This is a genomic window from Streptomyces sannanensis (assembly GCF_039536205.1).
Lineage (GTDB): Bacteria > Actinomycetota > Actinomycetes > Streptomycetales > Streptomycetaceae > Streptomyces > Streptomyces sannanensis.
On the sequence record NZ_BAAAYL010000001.1, the window covers coordinates 3,247,578 to 3,272,956 of the forward strand.

21 protein-coding genes, 1 tRNA gene, 1 pseudogene and 1 riboswitch are annotated in these 25,379 nt (G+C 69.6%); of the genes and pseudogenes, 12 read left to right on the forward strand and 11 right to left on the reverse strand.

Annotated elements, in window-relative coordinates; genetic code table 11:
• The first annotated feature begins 77 nt into the window (after positions 1–77).
• Entirely contained in the window at positions 78–830 is a 753-nt protein-coding gene (locus ABD858_RS15280) for a TetR/AcrR family transcriptional regulator (RefSeq protein WP_345037681.1), read from the forward strand.
• A 44-nt stretch (positions 831–874) separates the two neighbouring features.
• On the opposite strand, the gene ABD858_RS15285 is transcribed toward ABD858_RS15280, so the two are convergent.
• The gene (locus tag ABD858_RS15285) at positions 875–2,977 is read right to left on the reverse strand and encodes an asparagine synthase-related protein (protein WP_345037683.1); all 2,103 of its coding nucleotides are present in this window, start codon (positions 2,975–2,977) and stop codon (positions 875–877) included.
• Positions 2,978–3,522: 545 nt separating this feature from the next.
• On the opposite strand from ABD858_RS15285, the gene ABD858_RS15290 reads away from it, so the two are divergent.
• From ABD858_RS15290 to ABD858_RS15305, 4 genes are all read left to right on the forward strand, one after another.
• On the forward strand, positions 3,523–5,031 hold the full coding sequence (locus tag ABD858_RS15290; protein WP_345037685.1) for an NsdA family TPR-like regulatory protein: 1,509 nt from the start codon (positions 3,523–3,525) through the stop codon (positions 5,029–5,031).
• 78 nt (positions 5,032–5,109) lie between these two features.
• Positions 5,110–6,345, forward strand: a complete 1,236-nt coding sequence (lhgO, locus tag ABD858_RS15295; RefSeq protein WP_425586204.1) for an L-2-hydroxyglutarate oxidase — start codon at positions 5,110–5,112, stop codon at positions 6,343–6,345.
• A gap of 33 nt (positions 6,346–6,378) precedes the next feature.
• On the forward strand, positions 6,379–7,164 hold the full coding sequence (trmB, locus tag ABD858_RS15300) for a tRNA (guanosine(46)-N7)-methyltransferase TrmB (RefSeq protein WP_425586205.1): 786 nt from the start codon (positions 6,379–6,381) through the stop codon (positions 7,162–7,164).
• A gap of 124 nt (positions 7,165–7,288) precedes the next feature.
• Positions 7,289–8,599, forward strand: coding sequence for a PrsW family intramembrane metalloprotease (locus ABD858_RS15305; protein ID WP_345044568.1), 1,311 nt, complete (start codon positions 7,289–7,291; stop codon positions 8,597–8,599).
• Between the two features lie 77 nt (positions 8,600–8,676).
• On the opposite strand, the gene ABD858_RS15310 is transcribed toward ABD858_RS15305, so the two are convergent.
• From ABD858_RS15310 to ABD858_RS15335, 6 genes are all read right to left on the reverse strand, one after another.
• The gene (locus ABD858_RS15310) at positions 8,677–9,714 is read right to left on the reverse strand and encodes a M23 family metallopeptidase (protein ID WP_345037689.1); all 1,038 of its coding nucleotides are present in this window, start codon (positions 9,712–9,714) and stop codon (positions 8,677–8,679) included.
• A gap of 11 nt (positions 9,715–9,725) precedes the next feature.
• Positions 9,726–9,864: riboswitch (cyclic di-AMP (ydaO/yuaA leader) on the reverse strand.
• Positions 9,865–10,112: 248 nt separating this feature from the next.
• The gene (locus ABD858_RS15315; protein ID WP_345044570.1) at positions 10,113–11,201 is read right to left on the reverse strand and encodes a PP2C family protein-serine/threonine phosphatase; all 1,089 of its coding nucleotides are present in this window, start codon (positions 11,199–11,201) and stop codon (positions 10,113–10,115) included.
• 202 nt (positions 11,202–11,403) lie between these two features.
• Positions 11,404–12,147, reverse strand: coding sequence for a MerR family transcriptional regulator (locus ABD858_RS15320; protein WP_345037691.1), 744 nt, complete (start codon positions 12,145–12,147; stop codon positions 11,404–11,406).
• Positions 12,148–12,262: 115 nt separating this feature from the next.
• Positions 12,263–12,336: transfer RNA gene (locus tag ABD858_RS15325), tRNA-Met, on the reverse strand.
• 56 nt (positions 12,337–12,392) lie between these two features.
• The gene (locus ABD858_RS15330; protein ID WP_345037693.1) at positions 12,393–13,685 is read right to left on the reverse strand and encodes an LPXTG cell wall anchor domain-containing protein; all 1,293 of its coding nucleotides are present in this window, start codon (positions 13,683–13,685) and stop codon (positions 12,393–12,395) included.
• Between the two features lie 475 nt (positions 13,686–14,160).
• Positions 14,161–14,466: a hypothetical protein gene (locus tag ABD858_RS15335; RefSeq protein ID WP_345037695.1), complete on the reverse strand. Its 306-nt coding sequence runs from the start codon at positions 14,464–14,466 to the stop codon at positions 14,161–14,163.
• Positions 14,467–14,597: 131 nt separating this feature from the next.
• On the opposite strand from ABD858_RS15335, the gene ABD858_RS15340 reads away from it, so the two are divergent.
• Positions 14,598–15,590 carry a LuxR C-terminal-related transcriptional regulator gene (locus tag ABD858_RS15340; RefSeq protein ID WP_345037697.1) on the forward strand — a complete coding sequence of 331 codons (993 nt, stop codon included), beginning with the start codon at positions 14,598–14,600 and terminating at the stop codon, positions 15,588–15,590.
• A gap of 91 nt (positions 15,591–15,681) precedes the next feature.
• On the opposite strand, the gene ABD858_RS36815 is transcribed toward ABD858_RS15340, so the two are convergent.
• The 3 genes and pseudogenes from ABD858_RS36815 to ABD858_RS15350 all read right to left on the reverse strand — a co-directional run bounded on the left by ABD858_RS36815 (position 15,682) and on the right by ABD858_RS15350 (position 16,388).
• Positions 15,682–15,957 (reverse strand): DUF3885 domain-containing protein, encoded by a 276-nt coding sequence (locus ABD858_RS36815; protein ID WP_425586206.1) that lies wholly within the window; start codon positions 15,955–15,957, stop codon positions 15,682–15,684.
• Positions 15,954–16,136, reverse strand: a pseudogene (locus ABD858_RS15345) (DUF6228 family protein); the annotation flags it as partial. The gene ABD858_RS36815 and the pseudogene ABD858_RS15345, both read right to left, overlap by 4 nt.
• A 48-nt stretch (positions 16,137–16,184) precedes the next feature.
• Positions 16,185–16,388: a hypothetical protein gene (locus tag ABD858_RS15350; RefSeq protein WP_345037699.1), complete on the reverse strand. Its 204-nt coding sequence runs from the start codon at positions 16,386–16,388 to the stop codon at positions 16,185–16,187.
• A gap of 362 nt (positions 16,389–16,750) precedes the next feature.
• Between ABD858_RS15350 and ABD858_RS15355 the strand changes: the two genes are divergently transcribed.
• The 4 genes from ABD858_RS15355 to ABD858_RS15370 all read left to right on the forward strand — a co-directional run bounded on the left by ABD858_RS15355 (position 16,751) and on the right by ABD858_RS15370 (position 21,230).
• On the forward strand, positions 16,751–17,986 hold the full coding sequence (locus tag ABD858_RS15355; RefSeq protein ID WP_345037701.1) for an MFS transporter: 1,236 nt from the start codon (positions 16,751–16,753) through the stop codon (positions 17,984–17,986).
• A gap of 656 nt (positions 17,987–18,642) precedes the next feature.
• Positions 18,643–19,032, forward strand: a complete 390-nt coding sequence (locus tag ABD858_RS15360; protein ID WP_345037703.1) for a carboxymuconolactone decarboxylase family protein — start codon at positions 18,643–18,645, stop codon at positions 19,030–19,032.
• Positions 19,033–19,056: 24 nt separating this feature from the next.
• The gene (locus ABD858_RS15365) at positions 19,057–19,947 is read left to right on the forward strand and encodes a class I SAM-dependent methyltransferase (protein ID WP_345037705.1); all 891 of its coding nucleotides are present in this window, start codon (positions 19,057–19,059) and stop codon (positions 19,945–19,947) included.
• An 8-nt stretch (positions 19,948–19,955) separates the two neighbouring features.
• Positions 19,956–21,230, forward strand: a complete 1,275-nt coding sequence (locus tag ABD858_RS15370; RefSeq protein WP_345037707.1) for a DegT/DnrJ/EryC1/StrS family aminotransferase — start codon at positions 19,956–19,958, stop codon at positions 21,228–21,230.
• A gap of 79 nt (positions 21,231–21,309) precedes the next feature.
• On the opposite strand, the gene ABD858_RS15375 is transcribed toward ABD858_RS15370, so the two are convergent.
• Complete coding sequence (locus ABD858_RS15375) at positions 21,310–22,794, reverse strand: MFS transporter (RefSeq protein WP_345037709.1); 1,485 nt, start codon at positions 22,792–22,794, stop codon at positions 21,310–21,312.
• Between the two features lie 247 nt (positions 22,795–23,041).
• On the opposite strand from ABD858_RS15375, the gene ABD858_RS15380 reads away from it, so the two are divergent.
• Positions 23,042–24,025, forward strand: a complete 984-nt coding sequence (locus ABD858_RS15380; RefSeq protein WP_345037711.1) for a radical SAM protein — start codon at positions 23,042–23,044, stop codon at positions 24,023–24,025.
• Positions 24,022–25,296 carry a glycosyltransferase family 4 protein gene (locus ABD858_RS15385; RefSeq protein WP_345037714.1) on the forward strand — a complete coding sequence of 425 codons (1,275 nt, stop codon included), beginning with the start codon at positions 24,022–24,024 and terminating at the stop codon, positions 25,294–25,296. Before ABD858_RS15380 ends, ABD858_RS15385 begins: the two co-directional genes overlap by 4 nt.
• Positions 25,297–25,379 lie beyond the last annotated feature (83 nt).

Consider the following 25,379-nt stretch of genomic DNA (forward strand, 5'->3'; position numbering starts at 1 on the left):
TCGGGGTGTGGGACCAGGCGGCCCCGGCTGTCGGGCGGGGAGTCTCCGGGGGGAGACATCATTACCGGGGGATTGTTATGCACATTCAGGACTCTCATTGGCAGGCTGCTGTCCAGACGGACGGCAACAGGCGCGTGAGCGCCGACGGAGGCCGCGCGACGCCGCTGCGGGTGGACGCGCAGCGCAATCTGGAGCATGTGCTCAGGGCGGCGCGCGAGGTGTTCGGTGAACTGGGTTACGGCGCGCCGATGGAGGACGTGGCGCGCCGGGCCCGGGTCGGCGTCGGGACGGTGTACCGCCGGTTCCCGAGCAAGGACGTGCTGGTGCGCCGGATAGCCACGGAGGAGACGGCCCGGCTGACCGAGCAGGCGCGTGCCGCGCTGGGGCAGGAGGACGAGCCCTGGTCGGCGCTGTCCCGGTTCCTGCGGACCTCGGTGGCCTCGGGCGCCGGGCGGCTGCTGCCCCCTCAGGTACTGCGGGTCGGCGTCCCTGTCGACGAGCGGGACGAGGCGCGGGTGCCGCAGCAGCGGCAGGACCCCGACGGGGTCGCGGCCGCCCCCGCGGGTGGCTGGGGCAGCGCCGTGGAGCCTCGTACTGCTCCGGCGGAGGAGCCGCACGACGCGGGTGCCGCGGAGCTGCTGGAGGTCGTGGGCCGGCTGGTGGAGCGGGCGAGGGCGGCGGGCGAGCTGCGCCGTGACGTGACCGTGGCGGACGTACTCCTGGTGATAGCCACGGCGGCGCCTTCGCTGCCGGACGCGCGGCAGCAGACGGCGGCCTCGGCACGGCTGCTGGACATCCTGCTGGAGGGACTGCGGTCGCGGCACGTGTAGTGCCCTGCGGGCGCCGCTCGGCTGCCGCTGAGCGCGGGCCCGTCTCATCTGCCGCTGAGCGTCCGCCGCGACGGGACACCGGCGGCAACCGCGCGCAGCCGGGGCGACGACGTGCCCGTGCCGGTCCAGCAGGTGCCGCGGCGGGACAGCAGACGGCGCAGCCACAGCTCCGTGGAGACCAGGTCGGCGAGGCCGTCGACCGGGAGCGGCTCGCCCTCGGCAGCGGCGCGCAGCGCCTTGCGGACGACGCGGGCCTCGATCAGGCCCGCGTCGGCGAGCAACGGCGCGTCGAAGAGGGCCATCAGCCCGCCCACCGCGACCCGCAGACCGGCGCGCGCGGCCGCGGCGGAGGAGGCGTGGGAGGGGGCGCCCCAGCCGGGCGGCAGATCGCGGATGCCCGCGCCCGCCAGGACCGTACGCAGGATGGAGGCGCGGGCGCCCGGCTGGACGCGCAGTGACTCGGGGAGGGCCCGGCAGGCACGCACGACCTGGTTGTCCAGGAAGGGGGCGTGCAGGCGCTGGCTGCGCACCTCGGCGGCCTGTTCGAGGACGCGGTGGTCGGCCGCGTACCGGGCGAGCGCGGCACGGGCGCGGGCCTCGCCGGGGCGCAGCACGGTGGCGGGGCGGTCGGCCGCGGACTCCAGGCGAACCGATACTTCAGCGAGCGCCTCGCCGGTCAGCCAGCGTGCGGCGGGCCCGGGCCGGGACCAGGCGAGCGCGGCCAGGGAGGCGTCGACGGCTCCGTGGGCGTCGTCGAAGTGGCCGTTCATCAGCGATGCGGCGGCGGCCTGGACACCCGCTCGGTAGGGGGTGCGGGCGAGCCGGCGGGCCGCGCGGTAGACGGTGAGCGGGACGAAGAGGGAGTGCGCGGAGGGGCCTTCGGCCTTGGCCAGTGCCGAGACGGGCCGCAGCAGATGACGGCGCCGGCGGTCCATCAGAAGGTCGGCCAGGCGGGCCGGGTGGGCGTCGAGCACCTGACGTGCTCCGCCGCCGACGAAGTGGTCGGCGCTGCCCGCGGCGAGGCGTCGGCGGTGGCGTTCGGCGGCGACGAGCGAGGGTCCCGGTTCGTCGGTGAGCGGCCCGTCGAGTGTGGTGTAGGGCAGGACCTCCTCGCCCGCCGCGACGACGACATGGTGCAACCGGGGGTTGGCGGCGATGGCGCCGGCACGCTCCAGTTCCGCCTGGCGGCCGGGAACGGCGAGGTCGTTGAAGGTGACGGCGAGCAGGCGTTCGCCGGCGCCGGTGCCATGGCCGAGGACGGTACCGGGTACGCCCGGCAGTCCGGCGGCGAGCAGGGCGAGCGTGGCGGAGGCGGGGCCGCCCGAGAGGTCGGCGCCGATGCCGGGGGCGGGGGCACCGCGGGCTGCGCGGCGTTCCGCGGGGCCCATGCCGGGGACCGGACCGGGGTCGGGAAGGGGGGTCTCGGGAGCGTGGCGGGGGGCGGTGAGTCGGGCCCGTACCGCTTCGACGAGGGCGTCGCGGACCCCGCCGACCGCGCTGCCGGGGTCGAGTTGGGGCGCGGCGACGGCGAGCGAGGCGACCGGTTCGTATCCGGTGATCTCGCGCGCTCCCTCGCGCAGCACGAGCGCGTGGCCGGGCGGGACGCGTCTGACACCGGAGTACGGGGTGGAGTCGCCCAGCGCCTCCGGTACATCGGGGCAGGCAAGCAGGGCGGCGAGATGACCGATGTCGAGCTGCGCCTCGATGAGGTCGGCAAGGGGGAGCGCGGCGGTGGCGTAGGCGGTGCCGCGCTCCCAGGGGGCATGGAAGACGGGGCGCGCCCCGGCCAGGTCGCCGGTGACGGTGATGCGCCGGCCGACCCGGGCGACCGCGGTGTAGCTGCCGGGCCAGGCAGTGAGATGGCGCAGCGCTCCACCGCGGGCGACGAGCAGGCCGAGGCGCAGTTCTTCGTCGGAGGCCGCGCAGCAGCCGAGTACGGCGAGCCGGGTGTCCGGGTCGACGGTGACGACACGTACCTCGTCGGGGCGCCAGTCGCCGACCGCCCACAGCGGGTCGGGGCCGTCCCACAGCAGCTGCGCGCCGACGGGCTGGACGGTGCGGCTGTCGGGATCGCCGGTGTCGGCGCGCGCGGCACCCGCGCTGCCGAATCGCACGGCGTTACCGCTCCACCCCACCAACCACCGCATCGCCGCCTCCACAGGCTGTGGACAAGTGCAACCGCCGGGCAACAGGTGCACCGGGAGGTCCATGCTGCCACGACAACGGCATACGGGAGCGGCTACGGGTAGCGCGCGCGAAAAGTGAATACGCCCCTGGCAGTACCCACTTGGCGATGGTGGGTGCCGGTGGCGGACAGACCGCATTCGGCCAATCTGCCCACCCGCCGGTCCAACGCACAGCCCGGGAGGCACGGTTGGCCTCCCGGACCGGACCGCCGCCCGCGGGGATTGAGGCGGCGGTGTCCCCCAGCCCACTGGATCCAGTGCAGCGGGCCGACCCACGCACTGCACATGGAAGCCCTCCCCCGACAGCCGGGCCAGAGCGCACACACGGGCGCACGGCCACACAACGGGAGCGCGCCCGTGTGTCGTTGTGCGTCCGCACGGAGAACAATCTCGCCATACGGATGGCCGCCCCTTAACGGTAGGGATGTGGCGAACTACGCTGGGTTTACGAATGCCGCGCGCGTCTGCCGACACGCGGCGATCGTCTGGGTGTCGAGGGGTGGCGAATGTCCAGGGAGCAACGCGGGCCGAACGAAAAACTCGGCACCGTTCTCGCCCTCGCGGGAATCAGCAACGCCGGTCTGGCACGACGGGTCAACGACCTCGGCGCGCAGCGGGGCCTGACCCTTCGTTACGACAAGACGTCGGTGGCCCGGTGGGTCGCCAAGGGCATGGTGCCGCAGGGCACCGCGCCCCATCTGATCGCGGCGGCGATCGCCCAGAAACTCGGCCGCCCGGTGCCCCTGCACGAGATCGGCCTCGCCGACGCCGATCCGGCACCCGAGGTGGGGCTCGCCTTCGCCCGCGACGTGGGCGAGGCGGTGAAGAACGCCACCGAGCTGTACCGGCTGGATCTGGCCGGCCGACGGGCCGGCGGGGGCATCTGGCAGTCGCTGGCGGGTTCCTTCTCGGTCAGCGCGTACGCCACGCCCGCGTCCCGCTGGCTGATAACACCCGCCGACCCCTCGGTCGCCCGGGGAACGGGGGCCTTGGGGGCGTCGCGGGCGCCCGGACCGGGACCGGGGGAGCCGGCGGACTCCGGGGAGCCGGCGGACTCCGGGGAGTCGGCGGACTCCGGGGAGTCGGCGGAACACCGGCCGCGGGTCGGTCACAGCGATGTGGCGAAGCTGCGCGAGGCCGCGGAGGACGCGCGCCGCTGGGACTCCAAGTACGGCGGAGGGGACTGGCGTTCGTCGATGGTCCCCGAATGCTTACGTGTTGACGCGGCGCCGCTGCTGCTCGGTTCGTACTCCGACGAGGTGGGACGGGCGCTGTTCGGCGCGACGGCCGAACTGACCCGGCTCGCCGGGTGGATGGCCTTCGACACGGGCCAGCAGGAGGCCGCGCAGCGCTACTACATCCAGGCGCTGCGGCTGGCGCGCGCGGCGGCCGATGTGCCCCTGGGCGGTTACGTCCTGGCGTCGATGTCGCTCCAGGCGACCTACCGCGGCTTCGCGGACGAGGGCGTGGATCTGGCGCAGGCGGCCGTGGAGCGCAACCGCGGGCTCGCCACCGCCCGCACCATGAGCTTCTTCCGGCTGGTGGAGGCCCGCGCCCACGCGAAGGCGGGCGACGCGGCCGCGGCCGGGGCGACCCTGCGGGCCGCCGAGGGCTGGCTCGAGCGCTCCCGCGACGGCGACAACGACCCGAACTGGCTGGGCTTCTACGGATACGACCGGTTCGCGGCGGACGCCGCCGAGTGCTACCGCGACCTGAAGGCGCCCCGGCAGGTACGCCTCTTCACCGAGCAGGCGCTGTCCCGGCCCACCGAGGAATACGTCCGCTCGCACGGCCTTCGGCTGGTGGTCAGCGCGGTCGCCGAACTGGAGTCCGGGAACCTCGACGCGGCCTGCGCGCAGGGAGTGCGGGCGGTGGAGGTCGCCGGGCGGATCTCCTCGGCGCGGACCACCGAGTACGTACGGGATCTGCTGAACCGGCTGGAGCCGTACGGCGACGAACCACGCGTCGCCGAGTTGCGCGAGCGGGCCCGGCCACTGCTGGTCGCCCCGGCGTGACGCACCTCGCCCGCGCCCCCTGGTTTACGGGCATTGTCAGTGGGTCAGTGCACTATCGGTGAGGGAGGTGTGTGCACGGTGGCGTACGACTGCGATGTGCTGGTGATCGGCGGCGGGATCGTCGGCCTGTCGGCCGCGTATGCGGTCACGCGGTCTTCGCCGGGCACGCGCGTCACCGTACTGGAGAAGGAGCCGGGGCCCGCCCGGCACCAGACCGGGCGCAACAGCGGAGTGATCCACAGCGGGATCTACTACCGTCCGGGGTCGCTGAAGGCGCGGTACGCGGTGCGCGGCGCGGCCGAGATGTCCGCGTTCTGCGCCGAGCACGGGCTTCCGTACGAGATCACCGGCAAGCTCATCGTCGCCACCGACCGGGCCGAGCTGCCGCGGCTGCACGCGCTGGTGCAGCGGGGCAGGGAGAACGGCATTCCCGTGCGGGAGCTGGGCCCCGCACAGATCACGGAATACGAGCCGCATGTGCGGGGGCTGGCCGCCATCCATGTCGGCACGACCGGAGTGTGCGACTACGGCGCGGTGGCGACGAGGCTGGCGGAGGCCTCCGGAGCGGACATCCGGTACGGCTCGGAGGTCACCGCGATCACCCGTCGGCCGGACGGCGTCGTGGCGCGCACGGCCGACGGGGCGGTGGTGAGCGGGCGTGTCCTGGTGAACTGCGCGGGGTTGCACTGCGACCGGGTGGCACGGCTGGCGGGCGACGACCCAGGCATACGGATCGTCCCCTTCCGGGGCGAGTACTACGAGCTGGCGCGCCCGGATCTGGTCCGCGGCCTGGTCTATCCGGTGCCCGACCCCGCCTTTCCGTTCCTGGGCGTGCATCTCACCCGGGGCATCGACGGCGGCGTCCACGTCGGGCCGAACGCCGTACCGGCGCTGGCCCGCGAGGGATATGCCTGGTCCACGGTCCGTGCGGGTGAGCTGGCCGGCACGCTCACCTGGCCGGGCTCGTGGCGGATCGCTCGCCGCCACTGGCGGTACGGCGCGGGCGAACTGCACCGCTCACTGTCCCGGCGCGCCTTCACGGACGCGGTGCGCAGGCTGCTGCCCGAGGTCACCGAGGCCGATCTGCGCCGCGCTCCCGCCGGGGTGCGTGCCCAGGCGGTCCTGCGGGACGGCACGCTGGCCGACGACTTCCTGTTCCGCGAGGGCCCGCGCACGGTGCACGTCCTGAACGCCCCGTCCCCGGCGGCCACGGCGTCGTTGCCGATCGGCCGGGAGATCGCCGGGCGGGCGCTGGCGGCGATGGGGGCGATGGGGGCGACACCGGCACCTGCGGCAGGACCTTCGGCCCGATAGGCCGCGGCGGGGGCGCCGTAGAATCGGAGCACTGTGACTGAGCTCCGAAACACCGCCTCCGAGAACGACACCGTGCCCGCACCGCGCCGTGCCAAGGGCGAGCCCCGGTTCCCCGGTGGGCCCGCCGCGGACCCCGCCGGGTCGCACCACGAGCGGCGGATCCGGAGCTTCCAGCCGCGCCGGAGCCGGGTGACGGCCGGACAGGCCGAAGCCCTGGAGCGACTGTGGCCGAAGTGGGGCCTGGACATCGACGGGCTGCACAAGCTCGACCTCGGTGAGCTCCTCGGCGGCCGGCCGGTCGTCCTGGAGATCGGCTTCGGCATGGGTGAGGCCACCGCGCAGATGGCCGCGGCCGACCCGGACACCGGGATCCTCGCCGTCGATGTACACACCCCCGGCCAGGGCAATCTGCTCGGCCTCGCGGACCGGAACGGCCTGTCCAACGTACGGGTCGCGAACGGCGACGCGATCATCCTGCTCCGCGAAATGCTGGAGCCCGGCGCGCTCGACGGACTGCGCGTCTACTTCCCCGATCCATGGCCGAAGAAGCGGCACCACAAGCGGCGGATCATCCAGCCCGAGTTCCTCACGCTGGCCGCGAGCCGGATGAGGCCGGGCGCCCTGATCCACTGCGCGACCGACTGGGAGCCGTACGCCGAGCAGATGCTCGAGGTACTCGGCGAGCACCCGGATTTCGAGAACACCCAGGAGAACGGCGGTTACACGCCGCGTCCTCCGTTCCGGCCGCTGACCCGGTTCGAGGGGCAGGGCCTCGACAAGGGTCACGTGGTGCACGACCTGCTGTTCCGCCGCAAGTGACGTAAGTCGATCGCGCGTTGTCAGTGGCCCTGGCTAGGGTCGTCGTGTGTCCGAGTCGTACGCGCAGCCGAGCCCGGCCGTTCCGGTGAATCCGGAGCCCCCGGGGGTTCCGGCTGCCCCGGCGATGCCGCCGGGGCCCCCGGCCCCACCGATCCCTCCGAACCAGCCGTACAGGCGCGGCCGTGCCCTCTGGCGCAATGCCGCGGTGCGTGCGGCCGTGGTGTTCACGCTGCTCGCGCTGTGCGGCCTGGTCATCCTCGCGCTCGTCCACGAACGGACCGGCACCGCGGGCTTCCTGGTGGGTCTGGGGCTCGCCGTGCTGCCGGTGCCGCTGCTGCTGGCGGCCTTCCGCTGGCTGGACCAGGTCCGCCCGGGGCCGTGGCAGAACCTCTGCTTCGCCTTCGCCTGGGGTGCCTGCGCGGCCGCACTGATCGCGATCATCGCCAACACGTTCGCGATGCGCTGGATCGCCACCGGCACCGCGGACCCGTCCGGCGTGGACAAGCTGGGCGCGACGGCCATAGCGCCGGTCGTCGAGGAAATCGCCAAGGCGGCCGCGGTGCTGCTGCTGTTCCACCGCCGGAGACTGCACTTCACCGGGCTGGTCGACGGCGTGGTCTTCGCCGGTTTCACGGCGACGGGCTTCGCCTTCACCGAGAACATCCTCTATCTGGGCAGGGCGTTCGGTGAGGACCAGGCCGCCGGCTACGCAGGGGTGGCCTTGATGACCGCCGGAACCTTCTTCGCGCGGATCATCATGTCGCCCTTCGCGCATCCGCTGTTCACCGCGATGACCGGCATCGGGTTCGGGTTCGCCGCCACGGCACTGCGGCATCAGCGGTTCCGCCGGTTCGCCCTGCCGCCGCTGGGGCTGGTCCTCGCCATGGGGATGCACGCCCTGTGGAACGGTTCCGCGACATACGGCGGAGTCGGCTTCCTGCTCGTCTACGCGGCCTTCATGGTGCCGGTGTTCGGGCTGCTGACCTGGCTGGCGGTGTGGACACGCCAGAGCGAACTGCGCACGATCGGTGGGGAGTTGGCCACGTACGCCGCGGCCGGCTGGCTCGTCCCCGAAGAGCCGCTCGCGCTCTCCTCGATGCGGGCCCGCAGCATGGCGCGGGGGTTCGCGGCCCGGTGGTACGGGGGGAAGGGCGCGGCGCGCGCGGTGACGGAGTACGAGGCGTTCGCGACGTCGCTCGCCTTTCTGCGGAACCGGGCCCGGCGCGGCGCGGCGGCCGCGGACTTCCCCGCGCGGGAGCAGGAGCTGCTGCACCAACTGTGGCAGCGCCGGTCCGTCGCGGGGCCCGCACTGGTGTACGCGGCACGGATGACGGGCCGGGTCCGGACGCCCTGGCCGCCGTACGCTCCGTACGGCGCGCCCGGCCAGTATCTGCCGCCGCATGTACCGCCCCACATACCGCCTCAACGGCATTGAAAAACCGGCAGCTCTGGCGCCGGGGGGTGGGCGCCAGAGCTGCCGGGGACCAGGAAACACGCCTCAGCGGGCGTGCGTCAGGGGTGGAGGCCCTTGTTGCGCAGCCAGGCCAGCGGGTCGACACCGCCGCCGCCGGCCGTGTGGACCTCCATGTGCAGGTGCGGGCCGGTCACATTGCCGGTGGCGCCGACACGGCCGATGGTCTGGCCGGCGCTGACCTGACCGGAGGTGACGGTCATGGAGGAGAGGTGGCAGTACCAGATCTCGGTGCCGTCCGCGAGGGTGAGCACGATGCGGTAGCCGTACGCCCCGGACCAGCCGGCCGAGGTGATGGTGCCGCCGCCCACGGCCTTGACCGGCGTTCCGGTCGGGGCGGCGAAGTCGAGGCCGGTGTGGTGGCCGGAGGACCACATCGTGCCGGCCTGGCCGTAGGTGGAGGTGAGCGTGTAGGAGGAGGTGGGCAGGGAGTAGCTGGCGGCAAGCTTGGCGAGCCGCTCGGCCTCGGCCTTCTTCCGGGCCTCCTCCTCGGCCTTCGCCTTCGCCTCGGCGGCCGCGGCGGCCTCTTCCTCGGCGGCTTCCTGCTGCTTCTTGGCCTCGGCGGCGGCCTGTTCGGCCGCGGCCTTCTCGGCGGCGTCCGTGGCCTCCACCACCGCGTCGGCCTGCTGCTGCTCGGCCTGCTGAAGGATGCGGGCGCGCAGCGCCTCGCCCGCGTCGGCGGCGCCCTGGGCGGCGTCGGTCTCGGTGACACCGGCCGAGCTGAGCGGGGCGTGCTCTTCGCCGGCCGAGTCCTCGTCGGCCATCAGGGAGCCGATGCCCGGCAGGGATTCGGCGTCGGGAAGATCCGGGAGGTCGGGCAGGGATATGGAGACCGGCGGCTTCTGCTGGGCGGTGGCCAGACCGCCCGCGCCGACTGCGGCGATGAGGCCGACCCCGAGGACGGTGGAGCTACGGGCCAGACCGTTGCTCTGCTTGGCGACCCGATGCCTGCCGCGCACCGGACGTACGGTGTCCTCGCCGGGGTTCCACTCCTCCCACGTGCCGCTCTCGGCGGGCGTGGTCCCGTACAGGGAGGTGGGGGCTTCGGGGGCTTCGGGGGCGGGCCTGTTGGACGCCACGAGGGCGCGCTCCTTTCCTTCCTTGTCGCCTACCGGGTTAGCTGACGGGTTCGGAACAGGAAGGTCTCCTACGGGCACCCGGAAAGACGCCCGATTCACCCCAAAGTGGTGGTTCCCCGGTTCCCTTGCGGGATTCGGCGCATGCGCACGGTGCCGCCTCTGCGACGGCTGGGACGACCGCGCTGCGTTATCGAACGTTAATAGACACGGGGGCTTTATTCCAAGCCGCTCCGGCTGATCATTAACGCTTTTCGCCCGGACTTAACAGGACAGACGCGGGCGGACCGGGTGAGTTGACAGCCGCTCAGACACATTTTCACCACACACGTTTCTCTGATGGTGTGTCAACTGTTATGCGCAGAGGCGTCCTCCGACTACCCACCGTGTCAGGCACGGATTCAGCCGCCGCCCGGGCCGGGCTGCCCCCCGCGCGAGACGGACCCGTGGCCGGCGCGCTCCACGGGCCGGCCGACCGCCAGCAGTGCCATGTCGTCGGTCGAGCCGTCGCCCGTGTACCGGCGCACGTCGTCGACGAGCTCGTCCAGCAGTCCACCGGGCCCCGGGAAGACCCGGCCCTCCAGCCGGGCCCGCGGATCGTAGAAGGTCCCGGTCGCGTCCCGCGCCTCCGACAGGCCGTCCGTGTAGAAGAGCAGCGTCGCCCCGGGCGGGAGCTCCGTCTCCTCCGCCCGGTCCGGCCACATCCCCAGGGCCGCCATCCCCAGGGGCAGCGCCCGCTCCCTCGGCGCCAGCACCCCCACCGAACCGTCGGCGTACAGCATCAGCGGCTCCGGATGCCCCCGGTTCACCAGCCGCACCACATCACGGTCGGGCCGCACCTCCGCCAGTACGGCCGTGGTGAAACCCTCGACCGCGTCCAGCCCCGATCGCCGCTCCGCCTCCCGGACGAGCGCACGCTCCAGCCGTCCCGCGACCGCCTCGAGCGTGCGCTCCTGCTCCGCGGCCTCCCGGAACGCACCGATGACGACGGCGACCGCCTCCACCGCCTGCAGCCCCTTGCCGCGCACATCCCCCACCACCAGCCGCACCCCGTACGGTGTCTCCTGCACCGCGAACAGGTCGCCGCCGATGAACGCGTCCTCGTGCGCCGCCACATACCGCGCGGCGACCCGCAGTCCGCCGATCCGGTCGGCCGGCGGCGGCAGCACCGCACGCTGGACCGTCTCGGCGATGACGCGCGCCGAGGCGAGCTGTTCACCGCTGCGCCGCACCACCCGGTTCGTCAGCAGCGCGAGCGCCACCACCGTGATGGTGGTGACCAGCTCGGTGATCGACTCCACCCGGGCCGACGAGCCGTGGAAGATCAACAGCAGTGTCACCGCGACCACGGCGGCGAGACCCGTCACCAGCGTGACGGCCAGCGAGAAGAACGGGGCCGCGATCAGCGGCGCGGCGGTGAAGAGCGGGGCCGCGCTGACCTCCGGAGGGGTCAGCACATCGAAGGCCGTGCCCACGGCGATGAGCAGCATGGGCAGCGCCCGTACGAAACGACGGGTGGCCGGCGACGGCCCGTTCGCCGCCCGGTTCCGCTCCCCCTTCCTCCCGCCGCCTCCTCGCTGCCCCACCTGTGGTCTCCTGCCCAGTGCGCACACGGCTGCGGACGGTACCGCGCCCCACCGCCCAGGCTGGCCGCAGCCGCGCCGGGCGGCGACCTCGCGTCGGCCAACCGGACTACGCCAGGTGCCGCTCGGCGTACACCTTCATCGCGTCCCGTACGAGCAAGGCCGTGCCCTCCCCGTGCTTGTCGTAGTTCGCGGTGAAGCGGGGGTCGTCGACGTACATCTGCCCGAGCCCGATGAAGTACTCCCTGGTCGGCGTCGTCGTCCGCGACAGCCACCCGTGGTGCCGCCGGGTGATCGCCTGCACTTCGTCGCTGTCGGCGGCCAGCCCGGCCGTCGCGGCCCGCCCGTAGTCCCGGCCGATGTCCAGTTGCTCGCGGATGAACGCCTTCCTCTCCCCTTCCCCGAGCGAACGCCACCAGCGGTCACTTCGCTCGTACGCCTCACGGCCCCAGCGCTCGGTCACCTCCTGCTCGTACTGCGTGTGATCGAAGCCGTCGAACACTTCCTCGGCCATCAGTTCCTCCCCTTCCTCGGTCTTCCGGAGAGTGGTCCGCACCGATGCGATCTGCCGCCCGATGCGCTCGCGCTCCTGCTCCAGCAGCCGCAGATGCGTCCGCAGAGCGGCGGCCGTGTCCCACTGCCCTTCGAGTACGTCCTTGATGGCGGGCAGGGACAGCCCGAGCTCACGCAGAAGCAGAACGCGCTGCAGCCTGACCAGGGCTTCCTGGTCGTAGTAGCGGTAGCCGTTGCTCCCGATCCGGCTCGGCACCAGCAGCCCCAGCTCGCCGTAGTGGCGCAGCGTGCGGCTCGTCGTCCCGGCCTTACGGGCAATCTCCTGGATCGACCACTCCATGGCCATGACGTTAGATCTTGACGTTACGTAAAGGTCAAGGACGATTCCGGGGACGCATACCGGGAACGCATGAAGGCCCGGTACGCAGTGCGTACCGGGCCTTCATGATTATCAGTAGCGGGGACAGGATTTGAACCTGCGACCTCTGGGTTATGAGCCCAGCGAGCTACCGAGCTGCTCCACCCCGCGTCGGCACACTTAGCTTACGCCATCCGGAGAGGAGCTACGAACCATTTACGTCCAGGTCACCCCTGGGCGCGGCGGCGACGCACGCCGAACCAGGCAACCACGGCTCCCACCGCGACCAGCGCGGCGGCAGCGGCGCCGTACACGGAGGTGTTGTCGGAGCCCGTGCTGGCGAGTTCACCCGTGGTGGTGAGGTTGCTGCCGCCCGTCGCGGCCGGCGCGGACGTGGTCTCCGTGGCGGACGGCGTGGCCGAGGGCGAGGGCGAGGCGGAGGTGGTGGCGGACGGGCTCGGGCTCGGGCTCGCCGACGGCTTCCCGCCCGGGTTGTCGGCACCGGTCTTCGGGCCCACCGTGATCTTGCCGCGGGCGCCGGCGAACGGGAACGTGTTGCCCTCGGCCAGAGCGACACCGGCCTGCAGGGTGACCGCGGTGTCCTTCTTGATGCCGTTCAGGCCGAGGACACTCACCCGCAGCGGGAAGCTCTTGACCTGACCATCCGCGCCGAAGCCCTTGGGGACGTCCGGGAGCTGCCACATGTGGACGTAACCCGCGAGCGGCTTGAGCTTCTTCCAGGTGCGGCCCGCCTCGTCGTACACCTCGATGCCCAGCTCGGGGGAGGGCGAGCCGTCAGCGGTCGTCTCGACCTGCAACCGGGTGACCAGTGCGGAGTCGAAGCCGCCCTCGCCCTCGGCCTTGAGGTAGAAGTTGAGGTTCTGCGGCGTGCCCGGGCGGATCACACCCTCCGGTCCGTTGCCGAACCAGGTGGACAGCTCACCGGACTTGATCTTCGGCTCGATGTCGAAGACGACGGATTCCTGCTGCGCGGCCCGTCCTCCCAGGTCGGCCGCGGTCAGCTTCAGGTTCCCGTTGTTGGTGGGGTAGTTCTTGCCGAGGCCGACGGTGACCTTCCAGCTCAGCTCGCCCTTCGCCGGCACCGCGAACGTGCTGCCCTCCCCCTTCTCCGCGGGGTAGAAGATGCCCTGCGCGGAGGTGTCCTGCTGGCCGACGACCTCGTCGGTCGCCGGAGCGTTCACGGGCTCGACGTCGAAGACGATCTGGGAGGCGGCTATCGGGCTCGGCCCGTCCGACTGCGCGACCATCCACGGCTGGAAGTCCACCGGCTGGTCCGAGGAGTTCTTCACGGTGAACGAGAAGGACTCCGTCTCACCGCCCCGCGTCAGCGGCCCGGCCGGGGCCGGGGCGCCGAGCTCGATGGTGAGCGGCTTGCCGTCGGCGGCGACCGGAGCGGCCTGCGCGGACAGCGGCATCAGCACGCCACCGGCGACAGCGGCGACGACGACACCGGCAGCCGCGGAACGGAGACGGCGGGTGGTGACGATACGAGTGGACATGAGTGGACTCCCCCCAAGGAATCATTCGGTCGTACCGGAGAAATGCAGAGCAGAGACGAGAGCACGGGCCGGCCGGGAGACAGGTGGTCCGGCCGGCACGCGGAGCAAGAAGCGGGATGCGGGATGCGGGATGCGAGGAGAAGAAACCTTCCGTCCGGTCCTGTACGGCCCGGATTCAGGCAATGTGCTCATCCTCGCCCGTCAAGATCGGTGAAACAACCACCGAACTGTCACCGCCGAGCAACAGCGATCAGCGAGCGCGGCGACAAAACGAACGGACATGGCGGACCCCCCCAGGAGATGCAACGAGAGAAAGCGAAAGGTGCTGTGCAAAGTGCGGCAGTGGCGTTCTGCGTTCCCTGCCGACGTCGTACAGCTTTCCCTGAACAGGGCGCGGGCGGAAGGGTTTTCCGGTGGCCCGAACGGGCCTTGGACACTTCCGTCCTGCCCCGCCGCTCCCCCGCCACCGTCCGTGTCAGGGCCCGACCGCCTCATTGGTGAGGGGATGCAGCGGCACGGCTGACTCGAGCAGCGCCCAGCCATCGAGTTCGGAATGGCGGTCCAGCGCGCGCCGGCAGACCTCTCCCGTACGGCTCTCCGCCTCCTCAAGACGGTCCGCGAGCAGGTAAAAGCCCAGCACGGGGCGGGCGACGGGCCGAGGATGGACGGCAAGGTGCTCGATGCGGTCCTCCTCGCTCGCGCATTGCAGCACCAGTTCACGGACGTTCCATGGGAGTTCCCCACCGGGAGGCGGCATCAGCCGCGCATGGACGAGATACATGCCGCCCACTGTGCCAATCGACCCAGTCCACAAGACGTCCATGACCGGGCCTCTTTCGGCCCTGGCCGCTTTCGGCCTTGTTCCCCTCTTGTATTCTTCGCGCAACTTGGCGATTCCAAGGGGGGATTCACATGCTGACCACACTTGGCCTGGACGCCGTGTCCGAATCCGTCTACCGGGCCATGCTCAGACAGCCCGCGTCCGGCGTCGCCGAACTGGCCGCCACGCTGGGCCTCCCGGAAGCCGAGACGCGCCACGCCCTCGACGTGCTCAGTGAACTCGCGCTCGTACGCCCCTGGTCGGAGCCCCCCGGACAGCTGCGGGCCGTGTCACCCGACATCGGGATGGAGATCCTGATGGCCCGCCAGCAGGCCGAGCTGGCGGCCCAGCAGCAGCGCCTGGAGGCGTCTCGAGCGGCCGCGGCCCAGCTGATCTCGGAGTACGCCGAACTGCGCCCGGCAGGCGTCCATCCGGATGTCGTCCAGCTGGTCGGAATCGACCAGATCCGCGATTGGATCGCCCGTTCCACCCCCGAGGTGAAGAACGAGCTCATGGCGTTCTCCCCCGGCCCCCTCACAGCCGAGAACGTCGCCGCGTCACGGGGCCCGAACACGGAGCTGCTGAGCCGCGGCGTGATCATGCGTACGGTCATGCTCGACAGCACCCGCAACAGCCGCATCTCAGTGGACCAGGCCAACTGGCTGGCCGAGCGGGGCGGGCAGGTGCGCACCGTTCCCTCCCTGCCCACTCGCCTGATCATCATGGACCGGTCCCGCGCCCTCTTCCCGGTCAGCAGCGACGACACCGCCGCAGGTGCGGTGGCCCTCACCGGGCAGGGCACCCTGACCGCGCTGTGCGCGCTCTTCGAGAGCGTCTGGGCAACCGCCCAGCCCCTCGGCGAAGTGGCCCCCCTCGACCCGCACGGCCTCACCGGCCAGGAGGCCACGGCGATCCGCCTCCTCGCCGAAGGCCTCACCGACGAAGCCATCGCCAAACGCCTGGGCGTCTCTCCCCGCACCGCCCGCCGGCTCGCCACCGACCTGATGGACCGCCTCGGTGCCCGCTCCCGCTTCGAGGCCGGAGTCCGCGCGGTCCAGCACGGCTGGCTCCCGGCCCACCGCTAGAAGTCTCCCCGCCTACGTGATGCTCTCTTATGCGAGGCCGATAAGTGCGGAGGCGTACGGCTCGGCGCTCCAGAGCTGACGTATGCGGCCATCACGAACATCGAGACCGGTCGCCGCTACAAGGGCGGCAAGCGCCGCCGCGATGAGGGCGATCACGGCAGAGCGCCCCGCCCGGGGGAAACCGGACAGGACGCTTGAACTCCGCCTCGGTGTCGGCATACCGCTTGGACTCCGGAAGGCTGTGGAAACGGACCCAGCGGTCCGGCCAAGCCGAGCGCAGGAGATGACCGAGGGGCAACGTGCCCGGCCAGTTGGACTCCCACGCCGCATCAAGGCTGAGCGTTCCGCGGTTATCGGAAGGCGTCACGGGCAGCTCGCCAGAAACTCGCGGATGTCGGCGGCAAGATGGCGCATGCCCTCGCCGGCAGCGTGGACCGTGGTGGCCTCGAAGTGCCATTCGTCGGATGGCGGATGGTCGTGAAGTCCCCACGTCAGGTGGACGTAGCCACCTGCGTGATGCTCCGCGGAGAGCGTCAGGTCGCATTCAAGCGATCGCTGCCCGCCGGCACCGTGCCCGCCGCCTCACCCGGGTCATCAACCGGTGCATCCACCGCCCCGGACGGTACGGCCAGGGCCTCGGCGGAGCTCCGTCCGGGCGATCACCCGGCGCTCCAGCACCGCCTCCGCCTCCGCCTCGGCGAGTTCAGCAAGAACCCGTTCCGTCTCCGCCCGAACCTCCTCGGCCCGCACCCGAGCAGCCGCCTCCCGCTCTTCCGGCAATCCCATCACCGATGTCACGGTCCACTCCACATCGCCGAGCCCGAACTGAACGCCCGAACCATTCCGCGCCCCCTTCGGAACCATGCCTGAGCAGCGGAAACTCAACGACCACACCCGGAAAGACAGCGGCTTCTAACGCTGCAAGCTGACCACCCCTTGAGGTCGAGCCCCAGGGGGCAAGTCGCGCACATTTACTGGATTGCGTTGATCATCCAGATTGATTGCGTGACTGGCGTCACCTTCCGGTCGTTCCAGAGGTGTACAGAGGTACGCCGGCTGTCCATGGCGTGGGGTCAGGAGCTTCGACAGGGCCCGACCGCGGGAACCCTCAGCGCGGACGTGCGGCACCCCGGACAAGCGAATCAGTCGAGGTACCACCGATGTCCCCCAGGCCAGCAACTTCTTCGCCTGCTGCGGCTGAAGAAGGAAGTAGAGCGGTTCGCAAACGGCTCTCGTGCACCCTCTATGCATATGCCTTCCTCGGGGACTTCATCCTGCTCTACCCGGTGTACGCGCTCCTGTTCACTGAGCACGGGCTCTCCGCTGCGGAGATCTCCTCACTCTTCGTCATCTGGTCGGTCACCAGCTTCGTACTCGAAGTGCCCTTCGGCGTCTGGGCCGACATGGTCTCCAAGCGCCTTCTGCTCTGCGTCGCGCCCGTTCTGGTGGGTTGCGGCTTCGCGTTGTGGACCGTCCTTCCGTCGTTCCCTTCGTTCGCCGCCGGCTTCCTGCTCTGGGGTGCGGGCGGTGCTCTGCGCTCGGGCGCCCTGCAGGCCCTGGCCTATGAGGAACTGGAGCAAGCAGGTGCCCCGCACGCCTACGCCCGGGTCATGGGACGGGCCCAAGCCTTCGGGACGGCAGCGATAGCACTGGCCACCGCACTTGCCTCTCCGGTACTGACACTCGGTGGGTACGGTGCGCTGGGCTTCGCCAGTGTCACCGTCTGCGCGCTCGGCGTCGTGGCCGGGCGGGCCCTGCCCGAGACCGGCGGCAAGAGCACCTCGCCCCCCGACGCAGAGGATGATGCAGGGCCGATCGCCCTGTTGAAGCACGGTTTCACGGAGGTGCGCACCTCCCGTGCGGTGCTGGGCGCGCTGGTGCTCGCCTCGGTGGCGACCGGCGTGGAGGCCATCGATGAGTATCTCCCCCTGCTGGCCAAGGACATGGGCGCACCCGATGCGGTGGTACCTCTGCTACTGCTCGCCGTGATGGCGGGAATGGCCGTGGGGCAGTGGTGCGCGGAGCACGGTGAGGACCGTTGGCTCGGGCCGGTGCTGGCGGCGGGCGCGGTGCTCCTGGTTGTGGGTGCACTGTCGGGGCGCCCGGCCGGGATGTTCCCTATTGCCGCCGCCTTCGGTGCCTTCGAGTGGGTGCGGGTCCGCACCGACGCTCTGCTCCAGTCCAGAATCGGAGACCGAACCAGAGCGATGGTCAGCTCACTTGCGGGCCTGGGCATGGAGGTGGTGGCCGTGCTGGTCTATGCGAGCTATGCGCTGGGCTCGATCTGGTGGGGGCCAGGCCAGTTGTTGGCGTTGGCCGCTGTTCCGTACCTTCTGATCGCCATCGTTCTGATGTGCCGCCCCCGCGCCCCGCGAGCAAGGAGTCAGCACGAGTGAGACGCGGTGGGAGCGCAGGTCATCGGCGCGCAGGGCGCGCTGGCCGGCGAGTTCGCATCCGACGGTCACCTGGGTACTGCCGAGGCCGGCAACACCGCTCAGGTCGATCTTCCGGTCGACCTCGATCACCGTGCCGGGCCGCAGGGGGCCCAGCGCGGTGCAGCACGCCGGCCAGGCCGGTGGCCGCGACGACAGTCTCAAGCTCCACGGCCGGCGCTGAGGCCGGAAGCAGCATGGTGACGGGCGCCGCGGGCTCGGCCGCAATGGACGGTTCCTCCGTGGAGGCCGGAATGGCGACAACAGTTGGTTCCGGCGGCGGGTTCAGCCGGAACCGGCTGGCGGGGGTGGCCATGTCGAGGGCCTGGTGGGGCCTGGACGTGTTTTAGGTGTGCACCCTACCCACCGCTGACCGGCTGCATCACGAGAACACACGACTTTGCAACACCCCTGCCGGAGGATCCGACGGACCGTCACGAAAGATCGAGGTTAAGCGGAATATCGGACTCCTCTCCAGATCGAACCGAACATGAGATATCGTGCTTCGATCCATGATCACATCGGCTGGGAGCACTGTGACTCATCAACACCCTGAACCAAGAGTTGTCCCCGGGTTACGGTTGAAGGTTGATAAATTAGCCCCACACATCAACAAGGCAATGGATGCCCTCGACTCGGCGGGCGAAGAGGTGAGTCTGGAACTCCCTCTCCTGGAATTGGTTCGCACTCGGGCATCCCAGATCAATGGCTGCGCCTATTGCGTTGACGCGCACAGCAGGGACGCCCAGGATGGCGGCGAAAGCGAGCGGAGACTCTTCGCCCTTCCCGCCTGGCGCGAGGCGCCATTCTTCACCGCCCGCGAACGAGCGGCGCTCGAACTCACCGAAGCAGTCACGCAGTTGAACATCAGCCCGGTCAGTGACGAGGTTTACGCGGGTGCTGCCGCCCAGTTCACCGAAGTGGAACTGGCCGAGCTGATCTGGACGATCACGATCATCAACGCTTGGAATCGCGTCGCCGCCACAGCTCGCCCATGGCCCATCGGCTGAGACTGTGCGCACCGCTATCTGCGTATGGCTACGATGAAGGGACACATTCCACGCATGCCCTCGCGATCAAACTCCACACCCTCGGCAGAGGCGGACGAGAAGGCCAATGACGGCCTCGCCATATCCGAGGAATTCGTATTTGCGGACTTTGCCTCTCGCATGAAGCTCTCGGGTGCCGTCATTGCCGAGATCGGCGGATCGTTCCCAGTCTCCATGCTCGAGGAACACGGCGTTGCCAGGTGGTATTCAATCGACCCCAACCGGGAAGCAGAAACAAGCGAATCGGGGATTCGCCAAGTTCTGACTGCCCGGGCGGAAGAAATTCCTCTGCCAGATGCCAGCGTCGATGCGGTATTCTCCTGCAACGCCTTTCAGTTCATTAACGTGCCCGAGGCTCTCGGCGAGACTCATCGTGTGCTGAAGCCCGGCGGCCTGCTGTACGCGCACTTCGGCCCCATCTGGAGCGCCGCCGACGGTCACCAACTGGAGTACGTCCGTCACGGTGACCGCGATCTGGCTTTCTGGCGGGACACTCTGCTGCCGCCCTGGGCCCATCTGAGCTACACCCCGGCGGAACTGCGTGCGCTGCTGCGCAGCGGGCTGCCCGAGGACCTGGCCGACCTGCTGGTGTGGCACGTACACGAGAGCGACACCATCAACCGGATGTTCTTCGAGGACTATGTCGCCGCCGCCCTCGACAGCGGCCTGCGCTGGGGCACGGTGACGGCATCGGACTACCTGGACTACGAGATAGTCCCGCCCCGTTTCGATCCGGCCATCCTGCGCGAGGTGACTCGGGCCGACGTCTCCGCCGCCGTCTCCGAGCGCCGTGGGCGTCCCACCCAGATCGGTCCACGCGACGTACTGATGATTCTGCGGAAAGACTCCGCCCCGGCCGTCGATCTCAACGCGTGAGGAGCCCAATGTCCAAGCTTGCCATTCACGGCGGTGACCCGGTCCGCGGCCAGCACAGGGCCTGGCCGAGCTGGCCCCAGTACGACGAGGCCACCGAACGGGCACTGATAGCCGCTCTCCGGTCCCGCCGTTGGGGCCTGAGCTGGCCCAGCGACGGCACCCAGGCGCGTGAGCGCCGCTTCGCCGCGGAGTTCGCCCGGTACAACGACGTGCCCTACTGCGTCAGCGTCGACCACGGCTCCAGCGCCCTCCTGGTCGCACTGGAGGCGCTGGACATCGGCCCCGGTGACGAGGTCATCGTTCCCGTGATGACCTGGGTGGCGCCGGTCTCCACGGTGCTGCGTGTCGGGGCACTGCCGGTCGTCGTCGATGTCGACCCGGAGACTGGATGCATCACGCCCGAAGCGATCAAAGCTGCGCTCTCGGACAAGACCAAGGCCGTGATCACCGTGCATCTCGCGGCCACGATCGCGGACCTCGACGGGATCACAGAGGTCGTCGAGGAGGCCGGCATCTCCCTCATCGAGGACTGCGCGCAGGCCCACGGAGCCAGGTGGCGCGGCCGTGCCGTCGGTAGTTTCGGAGCTCTGGGGGCCTTCAGCTTCCAGAACGGCAAGGTCCTCACGGGTGGCGAAGGCGGCGCCGTGGTCACCTCCGACGAGCGCCTCTATCACCGGGTCCAACAGCTGCGGGCCGACTCCCGCAAGTACCCGGACAGCGACGTCGTGCCCGGCGGCCATGAGCTCGAAGAAGTCGGCGAAGTGATGGGCGGCAACTACTGCATGTCGGAGCTGTCCGCCGGCGTCCTGCTCGACCAGCTTCCAAGACTCGACGCTCAGCACGAGCACCGCGAGAAGGTAGCGGCGGAACTTGAGGCTGGGCTCGCCCAACTGGGAGACTTCGGCCCGATCCCGTTGCCGAAGCAGGCCGACAAACGCTCCATTTACGAGTACGGTGTCCGGTTCCGCCCTGGAACGTTCGGAAACGTATCGGCCCAACGCATTGCCGATGCGGTCAGCGCGGAGCTGAACATGGCCTGGTGGCCGCCGGACCTGCCACTGCACCGCAGCGTGATGCTGCACCCGCACACCAAGCGGCGGTTCGCCCCCGTCTGGACCGAGGAAGGGCGCCGTCGGGCGCTCGGCCGCACGTACGAGGGAGCGGAGCAATACCGGGACACCACCCTCGTCTTCCACCATCAGGCGCTGCTCGGTGACACCTCGGACGCCCAGGACATGCTCCGCGCGCTGGAGAAGGTGCGGGCTCTCAGTCACCAGCTTTGAATCCTCGGCGCGCCCGGTGCCGTCCACCGCAGATCTGCATCTCTCGGGGACGGCGCCGGGCACGAGGACCGCGCGCCGGCTAGCTCCGGTCGGCTGCTGCCGTCTCAGGCTCCCCGGACTCGGACCCGGTGGCCTGCGGGTTGGCCGTGGCGGCACGGCGCGGCCGCAGCACGGTGAGGGCAACGGCCAGACAGCCCAGGAGGAAGCACACGGTGATACCGAAGGCGAGCCGGTATCCACCGGTCAAGGCCTCCTGCCGGCTCTCGCCCTTGGCCAGCAGATCAGCGGTGCGGGATGTGGAGGACGCGGCCAGGATGGCAACTCCCAGCGCGCCACCGAACTGTTGCATCGTGCTGACCAGACCACCGGCCAGCCCCGCGTCGGCAGGTGGGGCGTCCTCCATGGCCAGCGCGGTGAGCGCCGGCATCACCAGACCACCACCAGCACCGAGCAGCAGCATCGCGGGAAGGAAGTCCACCAGGAACGTCCCGTCCACGGGGAGGCGAGTCAGCAGCGCCAGGCCGCCGGCGACGGGCACCAGGCCGACCAACAGCATCATGCGGTTACCGAAGCGCGCATTGAGCTTTGCCGCGAAGCCGAGCGAGACGAAAGCCGTCACGAGTGACATGGGAAGAAAGACGAGGCCGATCTTCAACGGGTCGTAACCGAGCACCAGTTGGAGGTAAAGCGCACCGACGAAGAACATGCTGAACGCGGAAGCCACATACAGCCCCTGGACAGCGTTGGCGCCGGACAACTGGCGGGACTTGAACAGCCGCAGGGGAAGGAGGGGGTGGGCAGCCTTGGACTCGCGCACGACGAAAGCAGCGAGCAGGAGGAGCGCAACGGCACCGAAGCCGAGAGTGTGTGCGGAGATCCAGCCGTGCTCCGCCACCTTGGCGATGGTGTAGATACCAAACATCAGACCTGAGGCCATCAGGACGGCACCGAGGAAGTCGGTCCGCCGGTCGACTCCCGGGCCGCGGTCGTCCTCCAAGACCCGCAGGGCGATCACGAGAGCGGCGACGCCGATGGGAAGGTTAATGAAGAAGATCCATCGCCAGCTCAGGGCTTCGGTGAGAAATCCGCCGAGAACCAGGCCGACGGATCCGGCGCCGGTGAGCACGAACCCAAATATTCCGAACGCTTTTCCAAGTTCCCTGGGATCGGAGAACAACGACACCAGTTTCCCGAGGATCACTCCGGTAGCCAGCGCTCCGCCGACACCTTGAATGAAACGGGAAGCAATGAGCGACGCCTGATCGGTGGAAAGTCCGCAGAGCGCCGACGCAATGGTGAACATCACCAGGCCAATGAGGAACATGCGCTTGCGGCCTATGAGATCCCCGAGTCGCCCCGAAAGTAACAGGAGGCTACCGAAGGGGATGACGAAGGCGTTCACCACCCAGGCCAAGTCATCCTGAGTGAACTCGAGTTCCTGCTGCAGCGTAGGGAGGGCAACATTGACCACGGTTCCGTCGGTAATGACCATAAACATGCCCGTACAGAGCACGCCGAAGCCCAGCCAGCGGGAGTTGGTTCCTGCTGAAGCGGAGAGGGTCACGCGGATTACCTCCAAACATATGTTCACGTAGGGGTGTTGCGGGCTATGGTCACACTAGTGGCAAATGGCAGCTGCCGGTAGCCCTCTTTCCGCCCTTCACGTGTCACGGAATAACGCGAAACCTCCGCGTCCAAGCAATGACCGTCCCCTTCGCGGTATATGGGTGCGCCGTCTCATCCACCCCGCACCCTCAGTCATCAGCAACGGACTTCGGCCGCTACCACTCTCATTCACCCGAGATAGGTAAATGATGGATAAGAATGGTTCCGCCATCCCCATTTGGGACCGGTTCCCCAGTCATGAACGCTTAGCCGTCAACTTCACACTCACCTGCAATCTCGCCTGCGCCCACTGCATAGTGGAATCCAGCCCTCAGCGCACCGAACGCCTCACCCCAGATGAAGTCAAGTCCGCCCTCACCACTGCAAAGAGTAGCGGAAAGAAGCACGTCACTTTCAGCGGTGGCGAGGTGTTCCTCTTCCACAAGGACATGACTGAGGTAATCGCCTTCGCACGTAGCCACGGCTACGTCGTGGATGTCGAGACCAACGGCTTCTGGGCCCGGAACGACACCATGGCGCGGGACCGGCTGGCCCCGTTCGTCGAGGCCGGCATCTCCGGCCTGTCGGTGAGTGCCGATGCCTACCACGTGCATTACTTCCCAGTGGAGCGGGCCATCAACGCCGTGCGAGCCGGTCGCTCATACGGTCTGCTCACCGAAATCAACTTCTGCCCGTCCACCGAGCAGGAGACAGATGCGCAGATCATCGCCGCGTTGGAGGAGGCAAACGAACCGTTCATCCACAACGAACTGCTGATCCGCGGGCGCGGCAAGGACCTCATCCAACTGGGAGACGGGCGTCCGGTCACCGAACTGCCGGACTGCGACAGCCTCACCACCACCGTGCATGCCACCGGTGATGTCTACGCCTGTTGCGAGCTCGACATCAGCACCGACGCGATGAAGCGCACGCCTGTATTCCTCGGCCCCATCCAGTCGGCCCCGGCAGAAATGGCGAAGCAGCAGCGACGGGAGGCCTTGGTGCAGGAGTTCTACAACCCGGACTCCCCCATCTATTTCCGGAAGATGATCGACAGCCACCCCTTGTTCACGGAATTGGGCACTGATCGCTACCAGAGCATCTGCGATCTCTGCATGAAGGCACTGGGCGATCCGAAGCGAATCGACTCCTTACTCGAGATGTTAAATGAAAGGTCAGCCACCCCATGACCAAAGCGAACAAGCAGGACCGCCCGCTCCGCGTACTGAGGCTGACTCCGCACTACTACTGGCCGCAGCTCGCGAAGACGTCCTGGCCAGTCAAGTTCGATGCCATCGGAGGAATGCAGTCGCAGATAACGCGGCTGACCCAGGCACTGGATGCCGAAGGCATCGAACAGACCGTGCTGACCCTTCAACTCCCGGGCGCCCCGCGACGCTGGCAGGTATCGGACCGTACCGAAGTCCTCGGAGTCCGGGTGCCCGTCCTCCCGCTGCGTTCACGCATCCGAGGCATGGTCGATCTGAACCTCTCCTGGGCGCTCGGGGTGCTGCGCCATCTGTTGCGCACCCGCCGCCGGCCGGACGTACTGCACGTCCACTGCAGCGGCGTGATCATTCCGCCATTGCTCGGCTGGGCGCTATGCCGCCTACTGCGGGTTCCGCTGGTCCTTACCGTGCACTGCTCGATCATCGTCACCTACCACCCGATGAACAGGCTCGACGGCCTCCTGCAGCCGTTCGCCCGCTGGGTTGAGCAGCGGGCCATCCGGGCGGCCGCGCGCACCATCACCCTGACGCCCCGCACCATTCCGACGCTGAAGAAACGCAGCCGCCGGAGCGACGACGCCTTCGCGGTACTGCCCGACGTCATCGATGCCGAAGCCTTCGCCGCCCGCGCCACACCGGAAGCCATCGAGGCGGTCAGACGCCGCTGGGACCTCCCGGCCGACAAGGCCACGGTCGGCTACGTCGGCCGCCTGGCGAGGGAGAAGGGCTGGCCGATCATTCTCGACATAGCCGAGGAGCTGCTTGACGAGCCCATCCACTGGCTGATCTGCGGCGACGGCAATGAGCGCGACCTGTTCGAACAGGACGTCGCCCGCCGGGGGCTGGGCGACCGGGTGACCGTCACCGGCTATGTGCCGAACGAAGAGATACCTGCCGTGATGAAGGCCATGGATCTGATGCTGATGGCCCCGATCCACGAGGAATTCGGCAGCGTCATGCTGGAGGCCATGGCGGTCAAGCTGCCGATCATCGCGGTGGGTGTGGGTGGTGTGGCGAACGTATTGGAGGACGGCGCTCTCGGCTGGCTCGTGCCCGAGCGCACACCCGAAGCGTTCGCTGAGGGGATCCGAAAGGCCATGGCCGACCCGGAGTGGCGGAACACCGCCGCCGAGCAGGCCGCCACAGCGGTGCGGGCCCGGTACGACCTCGGCGCGGTCGCCCGGGACACGGCAGAACTGTACCGAGCGGTCGTCAGGAACGACGGCGCCTGAAGAGGCCTTGGGAGACAACAGCCAGCCGGGGTTCGCGGTGTGGGCCGCAAACCCCGGCTGGCTGTTGTCTCCCAAGGCACAGG

Bases quoted from the DNA above. Each gene is read 5' to 3' on its own strand.
- ABD858_RS15365 (WP_345037705.1), top strand. From the start codon at position 19,057: ATGGCTACGATGAAGGGACACATTCCACGCATGCCCTCGCGATCAAAC.
- ABD858_RS15285 (WP_345037683.1), bottom strand. From the start codon at position 2,977: ATGCGGTGGTTGGTGGGGTGGAGCGGTAACGCCGTGCGATTCGGCAGC.
- ABD858_RS15380 (WP_345037711.1), top strand. From the start codon at position 23,042: ATGATGGATAAGAATGGTTCCGCCATCCCCATTTGGGACCGGTTCCCC.
- ABD858_RS15340 (WP_345037697.1), top strand. From the start codon at position 14,598: ATGCTGACCACACTTGGCCTGGACGCCGTGTCCGAATCCGTCTACCGG.
- ABD858_RS15280 (WP_345037681.1), top strand. From the start codon at position 78: ATGCACATTCAGGACTCTCATTGGCAGGCTGCTGTCCAGACGGACGGC.
- ABD858_RS15360 (WP_345037703.1), top strand. From the start codon at position 18,643: ATGGATGCCCTCGACTCGGCGGGCGAAGAGGTGAGTCTGGAACTCCCT.
- ABD858_RS15355 (WP_345037701.1), top strand. From the start codon at position 16,751: ATGTCCCCCAGGCCAGCAACTTCTTCGCCTGCTGCGGCTGAAGAAGGA.
- ABD858_RS15370 (WP_345037707.1), top strand. From the start codon at position 19,956: ATGTCCAAGCTTGCCATTCACGGCGGTGACCCGGTCCGCGGCCAGCAC.
- ABD858_RS15290 (WP_345037685.1), top strand. From the start codon at position 3,523: ATGTCCAGGGAGCAACGCGGGCCGAACGAAAAACTCGGCACCGTTCTC.
- ABD858_RS15315 (WP_345044570.1), bottom strand. From the start codon at position 11,201: ATGCTGCTCATCGCCGTGGGCACGGCCTTCGATGTGCTGACCCCTCCG.
- ABD858_RS15320 (WP_345037691.1), bottom strand. From the start codon at position 12,147: ATGGAGTGGTCGATCCAGGAGATTGCCCGTAAGGCCGGGACGACGAGC.
- ABD858_RS15305 (WP_345044568.1), top strand. From the start codon at position 7,289: ATGCCGCCGGGGCCCCCGGCCCCACCGATCCCTCCGAACCAGCCGTAC.
- ABD858_RS15330 (WP_345037693.1), bottom strand. From the start codon at position 13,685: ATGTCCACTCGTATCGTCACCACCCGCCGTCTCCGTTCCGCGGCTGCC.
- ABD858_RS15385 (WP_345037714.1), top strand. From the start codon at position 24,022: ATGACCAAAGCGAACAAGCAGGACCGCCCGCTCCGCGTACTGAGGCTG.
- ABD858_RS15335 (WP_345037695.1), bottom strand. From the start codon at position 14,466: ATGTATCTCGTCCATGCGCGGCTGATGCCGCCTCCCGGTGGGGAACTC.